This is a genomic window from Seonamhaeicola maritimus (assembly GCF_008056315.1).
GTDB classification, from domain to species: Bacteria; Bacteroidota; Bacteroidia; order Flavobacteriales; family Flavobacteriaceae; genus Seonamhaeicola; species Seonamhaeicola maritimus.
Map to the genome: position 1 here is coordinate 246,908 of NZ_VRKQ01000010.1, position 16,463 is coordinate 263,370.

At 33.8% G+C, this 16,463-nt stretch carries 14 protein-coding genes and 1 tRNA gene; 8 read left to right on the forward strand and 7 right to left on the reverse strand.

Features of this window, described 5'->3' with window-relative positions:
• The first annotated feature begins 62 nt into the window (after nt 1–62).
• The 5 genes from FUA22_RS09190 to FUA22_RS09210 all read left to right on the forward strand — a co-directional run bounded on the left by FUA22_RS09190 (nt 63) and on the right by FUA22_RS09210 (nt 4,191).
• A complete protein-coding gene (locus FUA22_RS09190) occupies nt 63–1,007 on the forward strand; it encodes a sugar phosphate isomerase/epimerase family protein (RefSeq protein WP_147767671.1) in 945 nt (314 codons plus the stop codon).
• A gap of 116 nt (nt 1,008–1,123) precedes the next feature.
• A complete protein-coding gene (locus tag FUA22_RS09195; protein ID WP_147767672.1) occupies nt 1,124–1,717 on the forward strand; it encodes a hypothetical protein in 594 nt (197 codons plus the stop codon).
• Nucleotides 1,718–1,885: 168 nt separating this feature from the next.
• Entirely contained in the window at nt 1,886–2,230 is a 345-nt protein-coding gene (locus tag FUA22_RS09200) for a hypothetical protein (RefSeq protein WP_147767673.1), read from the forward strand.
• A gap of 232 nt (nt 2,231–2,462) precedes the next feature.
• On the forward strand, nt 2,463–2,960 hold the full coding sequence (locus FUA22_RS09205) for a YybH family protein (protein ID WP_147767674.1): 498 nt from the start codon (nt 2,463–2,465) through the stop codon (nt 2,958–2,960).
• An 82-nt stretch (nt 2,961–3,042) separates the two neighbouring features.
• Nucleotides 3,043–4,191, forward strand: a complete 1,149-nt coding sequence (locus FUA22_RS09210) for a DUF2652 domain-containing protein (RefSeq protein WP_147767675.1) — start codon at nt 3,043–3,045, stop codon at nt 4,189–4,191.
• A 418-nt stretch (nt 4,192–4,609) separates the two neighbouring features.
• Here the strand turns inward: FUA22_RS09210 and FUA22_RS09215 are convergent, their stop codons facing one another.
• The 5 genes from FUA22_RS09215 to trxA all read right to left on the reverse strand — a co-directional run bounded on the left by FUA22_RS09215 (nt 4,610) and on the right by trxA (nt 8,651).
• Nucleotides 4,610–6,196 (reverse strand): T9SS type A sorting domain-containing protein, encoded by a 1,587-nt coding sequence (locus FUA22_RS09215; RefSeq protein ID WP_170309889.1) that lies wholly within the window; start codon nt 6,194–6,196, stop codon nt 4,610–4,612.
• A gap of 384 nt (nt 6,197–6,580) precedes the next feature.
• Complete coding sequence (locus tag FUA22_RS09220) at nt 6,581–6,871, reverse strand: Arm DNA-binding domain-containing protein (RefSeq protein WP_147767677.1); 291 nt, start codon at nt 6,869–6,871, stop codon at nt 6,581–6,583.
• 277 nt (nt 6,872–7,148) lie between these two features.
• Nucleotides 7,149–7,222: transfer RNA gene (locus FUA22_RS09225), tRNA-Asp, on the reverse strand.
• Between the two features lie 75 nt (nt 7,223–7,297).
• A complete protein-coding gene (locus tag FUA22_RS09230) occupies nt 7,298–8,227 on the reverse strand; it encodes a DUF58 domain-containing protein (RefSeq protein WP_147767678.1) in 930 nt (309 codons plus the stop codon).
• A 106-nt stretch (nt 8,228–8,333) separates the two neighbouring features.
• Entirely contained in the window at nt 8,334–8,651 is a 318-nt protein-coding gene (gene trxA, locus FUA22_RS09235; RefSeq protein ID WP_147767679.1) for a thioredoxin, read from the reverse strand.
• 272 nt (nt 8,652–8,923) lie between these two features.
• Between trxA and FUA22_RS09240 the strand changes: the two genes are divergently transcribed.
• Nucleotides 8,924–9,349: an SRPBCC family protein gene (locus FUA22_RS09240; protein ID WP_147767680.1), complete on the forward strand. Its 426-nt coding sequence runs from the start codon at nt 8,924–8,926 to the stop codon at nt 9,347–9,349.
• The gene (locus FUA22_RS09245; RefSeq protein WP_147767681.1) at nt 9,339–9,665 is read left to right on the forward strand and encodes an ArsR/SmtB family transcription factor; all 327 of its coding nucleotides are present in this window, start codon (nt 9,339–9,341) and stop codon (nt 9,663–9,665) included. The genes FUA22_RS09240 and FUA22_RS09245 overlap by 11 nt, the downstream gene beginning before the upstream one ends.
• A gap of 99 nt (nt 9,666–9,764) precedes the next feature.
• Here FUA22_RS09245 and FUA22_RS09250 read toward each other — a convergent pair whose 3' ends face one another.
• Nucleotides 9,765–10,622 (reverse strand): hypothetical protein, encoded by an 858-nt coding sequence (locus FUA22_RS09250; protein ID WP_147767682.1) that lies wholly within the window; start codon nt 10,620–10,622, stop codon nt 9,765–9,767.
• 84 nt (nt 10,623–10,706) lie between these two features.
• Complete coding sequence (dnaE, locus tag FUA22_RS09255) at nt 10,707–15,089, reverse strand: DNA polymerase III subunit alpha (protein WP_147767683.1); 4,383 nt, start codon at nt 15,087–15,089, stop codon at nt 10,707–10,709.
• A 158-nt stretch (nt 15,090–15,247) separates the two neighbouring features.
• On the opposite strand from dnaE, the gene FUA22_RS09260 reads away from it, so the two are divergent.
• Nucleotides 15,248–16,315, forward strand: coding sequence for a lactonase family protein (locus tag FUA22_RS09260; protein ID WP_147767684.1), 1,068 nt, complete (start codon nt 15,248–15,250; stop codon nt 16,313–16,315).
• The last annotated feature ends 148 nt before the right edge of the window (nt 16,316–16,463 follow it).

A 16,463-nucleotide genomic window follows, 5' to 3' on the forward strand; every position in this document is an offset into this window, starting at 1 on the left:
TAAATGACCTTATTAAATGATGAAAATAATTACATTTGAGAAGTTAGTTAACATAAAAGGAAATGGAAAAGAAAACAACAAGACGAGATTTTATAAAAAAAACAGGATTAGGAATGGGAGCTTTAACCCTTAGCTCTGGTTTTGGTAATTTATTTGGTCAACCTTTAAATACTTATTTTCATTTTGATATTTCTTTGGCGCAATGGTCAGTCCGTCAAGCTTTAAAAAATAAAACCATAACAAACTTAGATTTTCCAAAATATGCTAAAGATAAATATGGCATTTTAGGAGTTGAATATGTGAGTTTCTTTTTTGAAAAACCGGCAACAAATAAATCTTACCAAAAAGAATTAAAAATGCGGGCTGAAGATGAGGGCGTGAAAAATTTGTTGATTATGGTTGGGAGAGAAGGTGCTTTAGGGCACAATGATAAAAACCAACGCTTAAAATCTGTTGATGCCCATAAACGTTGGATTGAGGCTGCACATGCTATTGGATGTCATTCTGTTAGGGTTGATGCCAAAGGAAATGGGTCTCGTGAAGACATGTTAAAATACAATGCTGAGAGTTTCACTGCTTTATCTGAGTTTGCTAAGGACTTTGGATTGAATGTTATTTTAGAAAATCATGGTGGGTTCTCAAGTGATGGACATTGGGTTGTGGAATTAATGAATAAAGTAAACTTGCCTAATTGTGGTACTTTACCAGATTTTGGCAACTTTTGTATAGAAGGAAAAAAGAACGACTGTAAAAATGAATACGACAGGTATAAGGGCATGAAAGATATGATGCCTTTTGCTAAAGCTGTTAGCGCTAAGTCATACCATTTTGATGATAAGGGTAATGAAACTACAATTGACTTTAAAAGGATGCTAGAAATAGTTAAAAAGCACAACTATTCTGATTATATAGGAATTGAGTATGAGGGTGAAATAATGAGTCCAGATGATGGCATTATGGCAACTAAAAGATTGTTAGAGAGGGTGAGAAGCGAATTAGCATATTAACAGCTTTTCAATTCCAACATTTTAGTATGACTGCTATGAATTACCTCTCAACTTACAAATTGATTGATAAATTATTGTAAATTTAGTTGGTATATCTGAACTAAAAATTTAAAACCATGAGAACTAAATTATGCATTCTTGGATTAATCATCTCTTTTACTTCTTTTGCTCAGAATAATATTCCAACCGAGTTATGGCAAATAGAAACTGCAGTATTAGGACTAGATGATAAATTTCGTGGAGGAGCTAAAGTTTACGGATATGATTCCGAAGGAAATTTCAAGGTTTTAAGAGAAGGCTCAAACCAATATGTTTGTTTAGCAGATAATCCAAACAATAAAGGCTTTCAAGTAGCGGCATACCATAAAGATTTGGATGTATTTATGGAAAGAGGACGTGAATTAAAAAGTCAGGGCAAGAATTTCAAAGAAATATTCGATATAAGAGAGGAAGAAGTTAAAAGTGGTAAATTAAAAATACCTCACAATGCAACACTTACAGTACTTAGAGGAGAGGTTGATAACGAAACTTACCAAATAATTAATCAACGGGTTAGGTACGTTGTATATATTCCTTATGCTACCAGCGCAACTACAGGGTTACCTGAAAAACCTCTTAAAGCAGGCCACCCTTGGATTATGAACCCAGGAACTCATAGAGCACATATCATGATTACTCCTACATATCCAGAATTGGATAAAAAGGATTAGTTTGAAAGTCTTTTTAATAGATTTAACAGAACCTTATTACCCACATTGCCAAAATTAATAGCATAGAAACTTACTCGAATAAAAAGGCATACACATTCCAAGATACTTGATAATTATCATTATTTAGACATAAAGAATATTTTACTTTTGAACCTTAATAAGCTTCTAATGAAATCAAAATCTTTACTTTTTGCAGGAATTATTTTATTACTAATTGGCATTCTAATTAGAAAATTGACCCATATGGAAGTAGCTGGTCTAATCCTTATTATAATTGGTGTTACTTGTAAAACAGTCTACATTATAAAAAAAGCAAAAAGTGGAGAATATCAACCTGGTAAAGAATTACTTATATTAATTTTCGGCTTAATATTATTTCTAACTGGGTTATATTTTAAAAGCTTAGAATTCCCCATTATTAAACCAATCTATTTGATTATTTCAGGTATAGTGCTTAAGATAAGTTTTATTATTAGGTTTATTCAGGTGACACGTTCTACAAAGAACAAATAATTTATTAAATGAAAACTGTAAATTTTCTTCAAGAAACGAATTACCTCTTTTACATTGGCTAAAAACTAGTTCCATTTAGCTTTTTAAACTTTGTTTTAAATCATCAAATTGTCACCGATGAATTTAAAACTCTTATCATGAGTCTTAAAAATTTAGTATCTTACGATATCCTTTTCTACTCCACGAACTTTCTTGATTATTATAAGTTTTTAACCAACAAACACTAATAACCATGAAAATCAAATCATTAATTATTCTATCACTTGCCTCTATCTGGATCACAAACTGTTCACAGCCTCCTAAGGATGTAACTGAAGAAATTGTTGCTGCCAACAAAGTTTTTATTGAATTATTTAATGCGCATAAAGGCACCGAGATAGGCAATCTTTATACTGAAGGCGGAAGATTATTTCCAGTTAACAGCCCTGTAATTGAGGGACAGGAAGCTATTGGACAATTTTGGAGCGCTGTATTTGACATGGGCATTGATAACGGGGTGCTTACTACTGTAGAAGTTGAATCTTTTGGAGACACAGCTGTTGAAGAAGGTGCATATTCGTTGTTTGATTCCAATAATAACAAACTTGATGAAGGCAAATACATCATCGTCTGGAAAAATGTTGATGGCCAATGGCGACTAGACAGAGACATTTTTAGCACAAACATGCCGGCACCGCAACCTGCACAGGAAGAAGCGCCTGCCGAAGACAATAGTGAGACAGAAAACTAGAACTATAGATTATAAGGGAAGTGAATAACTTCCCTTCAATTTTTGTATTGGCAAACCTCTCTTTAAAGTCATTATTTAATTCATGAAACCAACAAATAATACCTCTGCAGAACCAACACTTCTTTTTATTCCAGATATAAGTGGTTTTACTAAGTTTGTTCATGAAACAGAGATATCACATAGCGAACACATTATTAAAGAGCTTCTTGAAGCACTCATAGATGCCAATGAAATGGAGCTTCAAATATCAGAGATTGAAGGCGACGCCATTCTATTTTATAGGAAGGGAAGAAAACCGACAGCAGCAGAAACATTAGCTCAGGTACAACGAATGTATACTAAGTTTCATTCTAGTTTACGTAAATATGAATCGCAGAGAATATGCCAATGTGGTGCTTGCATACATGCTAACAATCTTAGCTTGAAATTTATTATTCATTACGGAGATATCTCTATCAATAAGGTTAAAAATAGGTCAAAGCTTTTTGGTAAAGATCTTATTATGGCTCACCGCCTTATGAAGAATAACATTCCCTTAAATGAATATGCTTTAATAACAAACGAACTGATTAATGCTTGTTCTACTTGGGTTGAAATAGAACAGGTAGCTTGGGAAAAACCAAATAAAGGACACTGCGAATATGATTTTGGTGCCATTAAATATTGTTATCTATCCCTAGCACCTTTGGAACCTCATATTCCTCAACCTACTATTGAAGATTATGCTCCAGATCCCAAAATGAGTAAAATTCTGTCTGTTGAATCTGTGATAAATGCTCCTATAGAATCTGTTTTTGATGTTGTATCGGACACTCATGCTAAGCATCTCTGGGTACTTCATGTAAAGGATAGTGATAAAACAAACGGTAAGATAACCAAAAATGGCAGCACACATAGATGTATTATGAATGGCGATGAAAATGATCCCTTTTTAACTTCTCGTAACTTCAACATATCTAAAGACTTAATAACTTGGATAGACACCAATCATAACGAAAAATCTGACCTTGTAATAACACTTCAGCGGATTGGTAATAGTCTAACTAGAATCAATTTAACTGTTATGCAAAAACAGAGTATTTTCAAAAGCATAGCTTACAATTTATTAAAAAAGAAAGGCTTTGTTCAATTCTTTAGTGGCTCATTAGAAAAACTCAATCAATACTGCCAAGGTTTAGAGAAAAAAGGTTTAAAGCATTCTTCCGGTGTTTTGTTGGAGCCAGCAAGTTAAAAATGTGAGATTCAATATTGGTTTGTTCATTGTCCTTCTTTCACTAGTTTTTTAAAACCATGTCCAGAAAGCTGAAACTACTTCAATAAAATGAGTTCCTTGCATTAAATGTTTTAGTAGAAATCTCAGCTATATTAGAGTTTCCACTGTAAGATATTTGCCGTATCAGCCATCCAGAAACACTATACACAGTAAAAGATTTAATTACATCCTTAGTATTAATGCTAACACTAACATTAAAAATATAAGTGCTACATAAAAAATATTTGTTAATAAACCAATATTAATAGATTAAAAGATAAAGTGTTTTTTAATAGATGAACTGGCATCAAACAAAAAAGCATCCCAATTTTCTTCACAGAAAAAAGGAAAGCTTTCCATTGGTTTAACTACTTAAACCTTTGATAAACCCTAAGATTTATTTTATCAACAACTTTTTTGTAATTGATGAATTATTCTGGGTTAATTTCAATACATACAAGCCATTACTTAAACTAGAAATATCTAATTTATTATTAGTGATTGTTCTACTGAAAATTTTCTTTCCTAAAACATCAAATACAGTAGCTTTAACCGTCTCAGGATAATTTGATAATATATTCAAAAAACCTCCAGAAGTCGGATTAGGATATATTTTAAAATTAGTAGCCAACAAATTATTATCACCAACTCCTAAATTAGAATCAAACTCAAATATATAAGATGACCCAGGATCACTCAATGGATTATTCCCCATTTCATCTTCATCTTCAAATGGAGCTCCACTAATAATATACTCATTACTAATTGACACAGAAGTGCCAAATAAATCACCTCCTGTTCTATCCGATGTTACTATTTTTTGCATTTGGCTCCAAACACCACCGTTATCTCTTTTGAAAATATAAGCAGAACCAGCTAAATTCATTGTATTTAATCCATTCTCATCTTCACCTTCACGAGGAACTCCCACAATTACATAATCGCCACTAATTGATACAGATTGCCCAAAATTATCATTGCCAAGTCTGTCAAATGCTGTGATTTTTTGAACCTGAGTCCAAGTACCGCTCCCTCCATCTCTTTCATAAATATAGGCTGAACCAGCATTTGATAACGAACTTCCTCCCATAGAATTTTCATCTTCAAAATTTGCCCCTACCACAGCATATTCACCACTTATAGAAATTGAATGGCCAAATTGATCTGAAGCACCTCTATCTGCAGCGACTATTTTTTGAACTTGATTCCAAGTATTACTTCCATCCCGCTCAAAAATATAGGCTGAACCTGAACTTGCTAAAGGGTTAGAAAACCCATTTACATCATGATCTTCTCCCCTAGACCCAACAATAATATAATTGTTATCTATTGATACCGAATAACCAAAATTATCATTTTGCTCTCTATCTGATGGCACAATTTTTTGAACTTCATTCCAATTTCCACTCCCATCTCTTTCAAAGATATAAGCAGATCCTGCATTCTGTAATGTATTAGATCCTGTTTCATCTTCATCCTCTTTGATGGTCCCAACTATTGCGTAATTACCATTAATTGCAACGGAAAATCCAAATTCATCTACTTGGGCCCTATCTGAAGGCACAATTTTTTGAACTTCATTCCAAATACCACTTCCATCTCGCTCAAAGATATACGCTGATCCAGACCGTAACAATGGGTTAGCACCATTTTCATCTTCATCTGTGTTTTTTGAACTTACTATTGCATAATCACCATCAATTGCTACCTTATAACCAAAAAGAACGCCTCCAGAATTATCGGAGCCATTTAGCACTTGAGTCTCATTCCAATTACCACTTCCATCTCTCTCAAAAATATAAGCCACTCCACCATTCCCTAAAACTCCAATTATAGCATAGTTTCCACTAATTGAAACAGATTCACTAAAATGGTCTCCTCCAAATCTATTAGTCCCCACGATTTTTTGAGTCTCGTTCCAAGTTTGTGCATTGATACCTATTAAACAAAAGAGAGCAATACTAAGTAATATTAATTTTTTCATATACATAAATTGATTTATTAATAGATAATAATTGAGGAGATAAAGAATTCAACATAAACTTGTTAGTTAAATTAGAATAAACACCTCGTACTAATAAAATGAATTGTTGTCTTTTTTCATGTTGTGATTTTAAGTTAACACCACAAACATACGAGCGTGAAAAGCACAAATAAACTGGGGCAACCAAATTCAAAAAACATCTAGTAAATGACATCTCTTATCAAGATGCACCCATGAAAATTGAACGTCGCTATTTATTAATTCTGGGAAAGAAACTAAAACAGGTTTTTTGTACCATAGAATAATTTAATTTCACTTAAATATAGGAAAAATATTATACAACGCATAAAACAATTACTTAAAATAGTCTCACCTTTATATTGTTTAATAGGTATCATCCACTGTAAAATCACTTCCTTTAACTTGTAGAAATAAAAAAGCCGGAGAAAGTTTTGTTTTAATCAGGCTCAATTGAGCTTCTATTAAATTAGAATCAGGCTCATCAGGTTTTATAGCTTGTTCTTTTCTCAACCAACTCTTTGGATTTATAAATTGTCCAGTTGAGAATTCTTTACGTTGCTTATTATATGTCATTCTGCATTTGATAGCAACTTTGTTTTTATTGTTAACTCTATTGCCTGCCAATAGGAACAGTACTTTTATATAAGTATTCATGGTTTTTAATTTAAAATGATTAGGAAAAAGATGCACACCTTTAAAGAATAGGACACACCTTATTGCACACCTAGAAGTGGCAAAAATTTAAATATTAAGCAACTTTAGAATTACTATAAAACAAAAAAGCATCCCAATTTTCTTCACAGAAAAAAGGAAAGCTTTCCATTGGTTTAACTACTTAAACCTTTGATAAATCCTAAAATTTATCAAACAACACAACTTCTTTAACTTGCCAAAAAAAGCCCTAATCTCTTAGAGCTTTTTAGCAATTTTGCGGTCTGGACGGGACTCGAACCCGCGACCCCCTGCGTGACAGGCAGATATTCTAACCAACTGAACTACCAGACCGTTGCGTCATTGCGGATGCAAATATACACGCCTTTTTTAATATGTCAAATCTTTTTATACCTTTTTTAAAAAAAATTAAACAAACTTTTGACGCTCCACCATATAAGTAGTTAATATATGATTAAAGCTATCATTTATATCGGCCTCAACATACTTAATCTTGTATTGAGCGCACTTTAGTTTTAAGGCAGTAAAGTAAGTCTCAACACGCTTACTATAGTTCTCTTTTATTGTATCTGCATATAGGTTTATATACTCCCCTGTTTCAACATCAATAAAGCGTTTAGGAGTATTGTCAAAATCAAAACTATACTCTTTTTGCTTATCAAATACATGAAACAAAATCACCTCATGCTTATTATATTTTAAATGACGTAATGCTTCAAAAAGCTTAACCTCATCTTCAGCTGTTTGAAACATATCTGTAAACAGAAAAATCAGGGAACGTCTATGAATTTTTTCCGCTATCTCATGCAAATACGTATAAGTTTCGGTCCGTTTATTTAAAGGTTTACTAACTACTGTTTTACTAAGTTCTCCTAAAAGCATTTGATGATGACGCTCACTACCCTTTTCCTGAGCGTAAAAATCATAAGCATCACTATAAATACTTAAACCAACCGCGTCACGTTGACGTTTAAGCATATGCATTAAAGTAGCCGACGCCAATGCCGAAAAAGCAATTTTATTCAACCTATCAATTGAAAAATCACTCATTTCAGGATAATGCATAGAGCTACTATTATCAACAATTATATGACAGCGTAAATTGGTTTCATCATCATAACGCTTAGTATATAACTTATCGGTTTTAGCAAACAATTTCCAATCAATATGTCTGGTACTTTCTCCTCTATTATAAATTTTATGTTCTGCAAACTCAGAAGAAAACCCATGAAACGGACTTTTATGCATTCCTGCAATAAAACCCTCAACCACATGTTTAGCAAGTAATCCTAAATTCTTAAACCCTTCGGTTTTATTTAATTCATGTTGCAAATTCATATTCTAAAGCAAAGTCTATTCTAGCTTAACAAAAATCTATATCGTCTAAAATAAAAAAAGGTTTGCCATTATAGCAAACCTTCTTCATTTTCTTTCTCTAAATCTGTTATAGTAAAGACTCTATGGCCTCTGTATAAGAATTTTTTGGTGCTACACCAACTTTTCTATCAACAACCTCACCATCTTTAAACACTAATACTGTTGGAATATTACGCACACCATACTTAGCAGCAAATTCTTGGTTATTGTCTACATCTACTTTTCCAACAACTGCCTTTCCTTCATACTCACCAGAAATTTCTTCAATAATTGGTCCAACCATTCTACATGGTCCACACCAAGCTGCCCAAAAATCAACCAATACAGGTTTATCGCTTTTCAAAACTGTTTCTTCAAACGTTGCATCTGTTATCTCTAATGCCATAATATATCTTTTTAATATTCTTAATTAATTTATTAACACAAAATTAGTCAAAAAAAACACGAATACTTACAAACTAACAATTTGTTTTGTTTATAACGTTATTATCTTGTTTTATATTTAAAGATAAGACGCATTTTTTATGGCATACCCCTAAAAAGATCTAATGATTTCTTCTTAAAATTCCAAATAAGCAACCAAAAAGTTGCGTTATTAAATTATTTATTTTAGTTTAGCAACCATATAGTTGCGTATTAATCTTAAAACGAATCATTATGAAAGATGTAATCAACAAAGAACACGTATTTAACCATACTATAGATAAAGTGTGGAGTGCCATTACAAACGCAGATGAGATTTCAACTTGGTTTCTAGCCGCCGATTTTAAACCCGAAGCAGGTTATAAATACACCTTTAAATCTAAAACAGACCATTGTGAACCTATATTTGGTGAAGTAAAAGAAGCTAATCCTTATAAATTGGTTTACACATGGATTGTAACGGGAACCGAAGCCGTAACAACAGTTACTTGGAATCTAGTGCCTGTAGAAAACGGCACAAAACTCTATTTAGAGCATTCCGGGATTTCAAAATACGAGGGTGAAACAGCTATTGAAATGTTTGAAAGTTTTAATGGTGGTTGGACTAACTGCGTTAACCGTTTAACAGACTACTTAAAAGAATTAGTAAATGCAGGATAAAATCACCAAACTTTTTAAAGCTATTGCAGACCCAACAAGGCGTGATATATTTCATGCCCTAGTTATCGCAACCTCAGCCTTATCTATCACTCAAATTTCCAATCAGTTTGAAATGACACGTCAAGGTGTTACCAAACATATTAAAACACTTCAAGAAGCTGGTTTGGTTCATATTGTGGCATACGGACGCGAACGATTCTGTAATGCTGACCCCAAACCTTTAAAAGAAGTTGATAAATGGTTAAAATTCTATTCTCAATTCTGGGATAGCAAACTTAGTGCTTTAGAAGATTATTTGGATTCTAAAGAAGGTTAGTTATAGGCACAACATAGATTTAGAAACAAAAAAAAGAGCCATCTAATAATAAGATGACTCTTTCTTCTTTGGGGGCTCTTTATTTTTTAAAGTACAGTACTAATTTCTTTTACCTAACCTAACCTCCTTAACGGTTCCGTCAGGAAGTGTTTTGGTAGCAATTCTATCGCAAGTACCATCCCCGTAATCTAGAAAAGTAGTCCCTTCCGTTCTAGTAAATTCTTTAACACCCGATGCTATAAATCTGCATTCGGCTGGTTTTACTAATGGTGTTGTAATTTCAACACTAAAAGTATTCCCTTCAGCATTTGTATACGTACAAGATCCTGTAATTGTTTTTTCATCATCAAACCAGAAGAAGGTATCTCCTCCAGCAGTAATCTCCACTGTTCTGCTTCCTACTTTTGTAACCGTTCCACCTTCTGTTTCAACCGTAATATCTACAGAACCAGTCATTTCAGGATTCCCATTATCATTCTCCTCAGTGAAAACATACTGTTTGGTTCCATTCACTAATCGCCCATTAATATTAACATCTGTAAACGTAACAGTTCTTGTTCTAGAACCATCTGCTTTTTCTCTTACCTTGGTTATAGTTCCTGTTATAACATTACCATCTTTATCCTCGCATTCACCAGTAAAAACAATGGTGGTTGTAATTGTAGTATCTGTCTCTTCAAAAGTAATATCAGCACATTCTCTAAAGAATCCTGAATGACCACGTTTATCTGGTCCGTCTCCTTTAGAAGAAACCGTTTTAGAACTAATTCCAGAAATGCCATAAGCACTTTCAGAATATAATACAATATCATCTAAAACAGCCTCCGTTTCTTCAATAGCTACCTCCGCATCAATTGATAGGGCATCTGTTTCATTAAAATCGTTTTGAGTTCCTTCATTGTCACATGCAATGAACAATAAAGACATAAAAAATGTTAAGCTTAAGATTTTTTTCATGGGTATTTTTTTTTAAATTAAATCAATTCACTAATAAAACAAGTGAATTTTAAAAACTCCTACCCTTGAAAAACGAAAAAGATTTTAATTTAGTTTATAATGAATATGTTGTTCTTCTAATTCATTCAATAATTCCTGAGATACTTTAACCTTTTGTTTTCTACTAGGCATATTCAGTTTTACTTTTTCCTTCGTGTCATAGACCACGAAATTTAAAGCTTGGTTTCCTGGGTGCATGCTCAACAAATCTTTTATCTCATGAATCTTGCTTTCCTTTAAATCATTAACATCTAATTGAAGTGATAATTTTTTAGCATACTGCTCCATGACATCATGCAGCAACTGGAAATTATTAAACTGAAGTCTTGGGTCACTTTTCTTTCCGGTATCTTTATTTACCCAACCTTCGCGCACAAAAGTTTTAACAAACACAAAATTATTGTGCATTAAAAAATGCCTGAATTTTAAGTACTCCTCCCCAAAAATTCTAAACTCATAACTATCTGTATAATCTTCAACTGTAAACAATGCCCACCCTTTTCCTTGCTTACTCACGCGATGTTGAACATCTGTAACAACACCACCAAAAACAAGTTCTCTATTTACATAAGGTTCCAAATTATTAAACATTCCTACTGTGGCGTTGCAAAAAGTTTTCATCTCGGTTTTAAAATCATCTAAAGGATGGCCAGATATATATATCCCAACCACCTCTCTTTCTTTAGATAACTTTTCCATGGTTCCCCAATCTTCACAAGGTGGAACAATAGGTTCTGCAATCTGAACTTCACTAGATTCACCAAACAAACTTACCTGAGCAGAATTCTCATTCTCTTTATGTTTCTGAGCAAACTTGATAACCATTTCTAAAAAGGTTAAATCACTTTCTTTGTGGAAATATTGTGCTCTATGAGTATCTCCAAATCCATCAAAACCTCCAGCCAAAGCTAAATTTTCAAAAGCCTTTTTATTAGCAGCACGCAAATCGATGCGCTTAGCGAAATCAAAAATAGACTTATAAGAACCTCCTTCTTTTCTGTTGTCTACTATGGTCATAACTGCACCGTGACCAACTCCCTTAATGGCTCCCATTCCAAAACGAACCGCATTATCTTGATTTACCGAAAATTTATAATAACTCTCATTTACATCAGGACCCAAAACGTTTAATTTCATACGCTTACACTCTTCCATGAAGAACGTTACCGATTTGATGTCGTTCATATTATTAGACAGTACAGCAGCCATATATTCTGCAGGATAATGCGCTTTTAAATAAGCAGTTTGGTAGGCTATCCACGCATAACATGTTGAGTGCGATTTATTAAAGGCATAACTTGCAAAAGCCTCCCAATCTTTCCAAACTTTTTCAAGAACCTTAGCATCATGACCATTTGCGCTTGCTTGTTCGATAAACTTAGGTTTCATTTTATCTAGAACCGCAATCTGTTTTTTACCCATAGCCTTACGCAAAACATCCGCTTCACCTTTTGTGAAATCAGCTAAACTTTGCGATAGCAACATTACCTGCTCTTGATAAACCGTAATACCATAAGTCTCCTTAAGATATTCTTCCATGGCAGGTAAATCATAGGTTATTTCCTCATCACCGTGTTTTCTTCTAACAAAACTTGGTATATATTCCATTGGCCCTGGACGATACAACGCATTCATTGCAATAAGATCCTCAAATACCGTAGGTTTTAAATCCCGAAGGTGTTTCTGCATTCCGGGAGATTCATATTGAAACACACCAACCGTTTCACCTCTTTGGAATAGCGCATAGGTTTCTTCATCGTCTAAAGGGAAACTTTCTGGATCTAATTGAATATCATGTTTTGCTTTTACAATTTTTACGGTATCCTTTATAAGAGTTAGGGTTTTTAACCCTAAGAAATCCATCTTTAAAAGACCTGCATCTTCAACTACCGAGTTATCAAACTGAGTAACGTATAACTCTGAATCTTTTGCAACTGACACCGGTACAAATTTGGTAATATCATCAGGGGTTATTATTACTCCACAAGCATGAATACCTGTGTTGCGAACAGACCCCTCTAAGGCTCTTGCTGTATTCACTGTTTTCGCCTCTAAATCTGAGCCTTCTGAAATATTTAATAGCTGATTTACCTTTTCTAATTCTTCTGCCCTAAACTTACTAGCCAAAGCCTTTTCGTCTAAACCAAAAATCTTATTTAGTTTAGACATGTTTGGAATCAACTTCGCAATCCTATCAGCGTCAAAAAGTGGTAAATCTAAAACACGTGCAGTATCACGGATAGACGATTTTGCGGCCATGGTACCATAAGTAATAATCTGCGCTACCTGATTTGCACCATACTTTTCAATTACATAATCCATGACTCTACTTCTGCCTTCATCATCAAAATCAATATCAATATCTGGCATACTAATACGATCTGGATTTAAGAAACGCTCAAAAAGCAAATCGTACTTCATAGGATCAATGTTGGTAATCCATAAGCAATAAGCCGCAACAGAACCAGCAGCAGAACCACGCCCCGGCCCAACCGAGACATCCATATTTCTAGCCTCTCGGATAAAATCTTCAACTATTAAGAAATAACCTGGGTATCCTGTATTTTCGATAACACTTAACTCAAAATCAATGCGCTCAACAACCTCTTCAGATAAGGGTTCCCCGTATCTTTTTTTGGCGCCTTCGTAAGTTAAATGCTTTAAATAAGCATTCTCACCTCGTTTTCCACCATCTACTAAATCTTCTTCATGCTTAAACTCATCCGGAATATCAAAAGCAGGTAATAATACATCACGAGCTAATTGGAATCCTTCAATTTTATCTACAACCTCCTGTACGTTTAAAATGGCTTCAGGAACATCTTTAAACAAGGTTTTCATTTCATCTGAAGACTTAAAGTAGTATTCCTGATTTGGTAATCCATAACGGTAACCTCTACCTCTTCCTATTGGCGTTGCTTGTTTTTCACCATCTTTTACACACAACAAAATGTCATGGGCATTAGCATCACTTTGGTTTTGGTAGTAGGTGTTATTTGTAGCCACCAACTTAACATCATGCTTTCTTGCCAATTTTATCAATGTGCCATTTACCCGATTTTCATCTTCTTGGTTATGGCGCATTAACTCCATATACAAATCATTACCAAACTCGTTCTTCCACCAAATCAAAGCATCTTCGGCTTGATTCTCTCCAATATTTAAAACCTTGCTTGGTACTTCACCATATAAGTTCCCAGTTAAAACAATTAGATCTTCTTTATACTGTTTGATGAGCTTTTTATCAATTCTTGGAACATAATAAAACCCATCCACAAAGGCATGGGATGACAATTTTGCCAAATTGTGGTACCCGTTTTTATTTTTAGCCAATAAGACAATCTGATAGCCGTTATCTTTTCGAGATTTATCTTGATGGTTTTCACAAACAAAGAACTCACAACCGATAATGGGTTTGATTAATTTTTTATCCGTAGTCTCACCTTTTTCTTCAGCTTCAGCAATACTAGCTTTTATTCCACTATTCTGCTTATTTACAGCATTTATAAAATGAAAAGCCCCCATCATGTTTCCATGATCTGTAAGTGCAACAGCTGGCATATTATGTGATGCCGCAGCAGCTACCACATCACCTATGCTCATGGTGGATTGCAACACTGAGAATTGTGAATGATTATGCAAATGGACAAACTCTGCTCCAGATAAATCTACTTGATCAACTCCTATATCACTTGCAGGTTCATCAGCCTCTAATTTTTGAAGGTGCTCATGAATTTTTGCACTTTCTTTTTTTAGGTTAACATGTTTTAACCCAATTAGGTTTATAGTACCCGGATTAGCTTCGGTAAACTTTTCAAAATAGTCTGGTTCTACATCAAGTTGTTCCTTAGTATATTGCTTTAAACGAACTAACTCTAAAAAGCATCGTGTTGTGGCCTCCACATCTGCTGTGGCATTATGGGCTTCAGCAAAAGGAGCATTAAATAGATGTTCGTGTAACTCCGTTAGTGTTGGCAATTTAAAGCGACCACCACGCCCACCGGGAATCTGACACAGATTAGCTGTATGCTCCGTACAAGTATCTAAAACTGGTAATTCTTGTAAAGGATTTGCAACATCACCCCGAACAAATTCCGCTCCCATAATGTTCAAATCAAACTTTACGTTTTGACCTACTATAAATTTAGTTTTCCCAAGAGCTTCATTAAACTTTTCTAAAACTTCAGATAAGGTCACACCTTGCTCCTGAGCTAATTCTGTAGAAATACCATGTATTTTTTCAGCATCATAGGGTATATTAAACCCTTCCGGTTGCACCAAATAATCTTGATGCTCAATGCAGTTACCCATAGCATCGTGAAGTTGCCATGCAATTTGAATACACCTAGGCCAATTATCAGTATCTGTAATGGGTGCATCCCAACGTTTTGGTAATCCGGTAGTTTCAGTATCGAAGATTAAATACATGTGTAATGTTTAGTCGTTGATTTGTTTAGTCCTTGACATTAGAATAACGAGCAAATAAAAATAGGGAGAATTTGCACTTTTTTAAAACGGAGTTATTAAGAGTTGTGAACAAAAAATAACATTAAAAAGTTTACATTTGAAATTATAAAAATCGTCAAATGAAATTCAGATTACTTTATCTAGCCCTTATAACCTCTATTTTAAATTTTAGCTGTAATACACAAACTATTCCTTTATATGTTGGGACTTATACTGATGGCGATAGTGAAGGTATTTATAAATTAGATTTCAATACGAAAACAGGTGAGTTAGGTAAATTAGAACTGGCTCTAAAAATTAACAACCCTTCCTTTATAAGTTATACACCTAATAAAAAGAATATATATGCCGTTGGAGAAGGTGAATTAAGTGCCATTAATGCATTAAAAGTAAATACTGATGGCTCATTAACATTACTTAATACTGTAACCAGTAACGGGAAAGGCCCTTGTCATGTTTCTGTAAATGAAAAAGGAAATAAGGCTGTAGTTTCTAATTACGGGGGTGGTAATGTTTCCGTTTACAACCTTAATAATGATGGTCGTTTAAATGAGGCTTTTCAAGTTTTTGATCATAATACTGAAAACCAAAAAGCAAGAGCTCATTCGGCTCAGTTTCATAAAGATGATTTATTTGTTTCCGATTTGGGAAGAAATGCTATGTATCAATACAAATTAAAAAACGAAAATTACCAATTGAAATCAGAAACCATTGTTGAAATGCTGGGCAATCCTGGACCGCGACATTTTGCTTTAACTAAAGATGGGCAAAACATTTATATTATAAACGAATACGCAGGATCTATAACTTCAGTTAAAAGAACTGCCGATGGATTCAAAAAAATTGATGAAGATTCTACTTTAGACGCAAGCTACACAGGCAACAACTCATGTGCTGATATTCATTTATCTAAAGACGAGCGTTTTTTATATGGCTCTAACCGTGGGGAAAACTCAATTGCCGTATTTGAACGAAATAAAGAAACTGGCACTATTAATAAAATTCAGAACATAAGTGTTCATGGTGATTGGCCTAGAAACTTCACATTAGACCCTTCTGGTGAATTTTTATTAGTTGCTAATCAAAAGAGTAATAATATTTCTGTTTTCAGTATTGATTCAAAAAATGGGACACTTTCGTTCATTTATGACGTTAAAGTACCTACTCCTGTGTGCTTATTATTTTAAGATTTTAGTAAAAATAGCCTTCAAAATCATCAAATATTTAATTTCTTCAGGCTATTAATTAGCCTCTTTTCACAACCCTAACTTTCTCAAACATCAGTGGTAATAGGGTGTTTCGAAACGGGACAAAAACATCTTTTTAAATCATTGG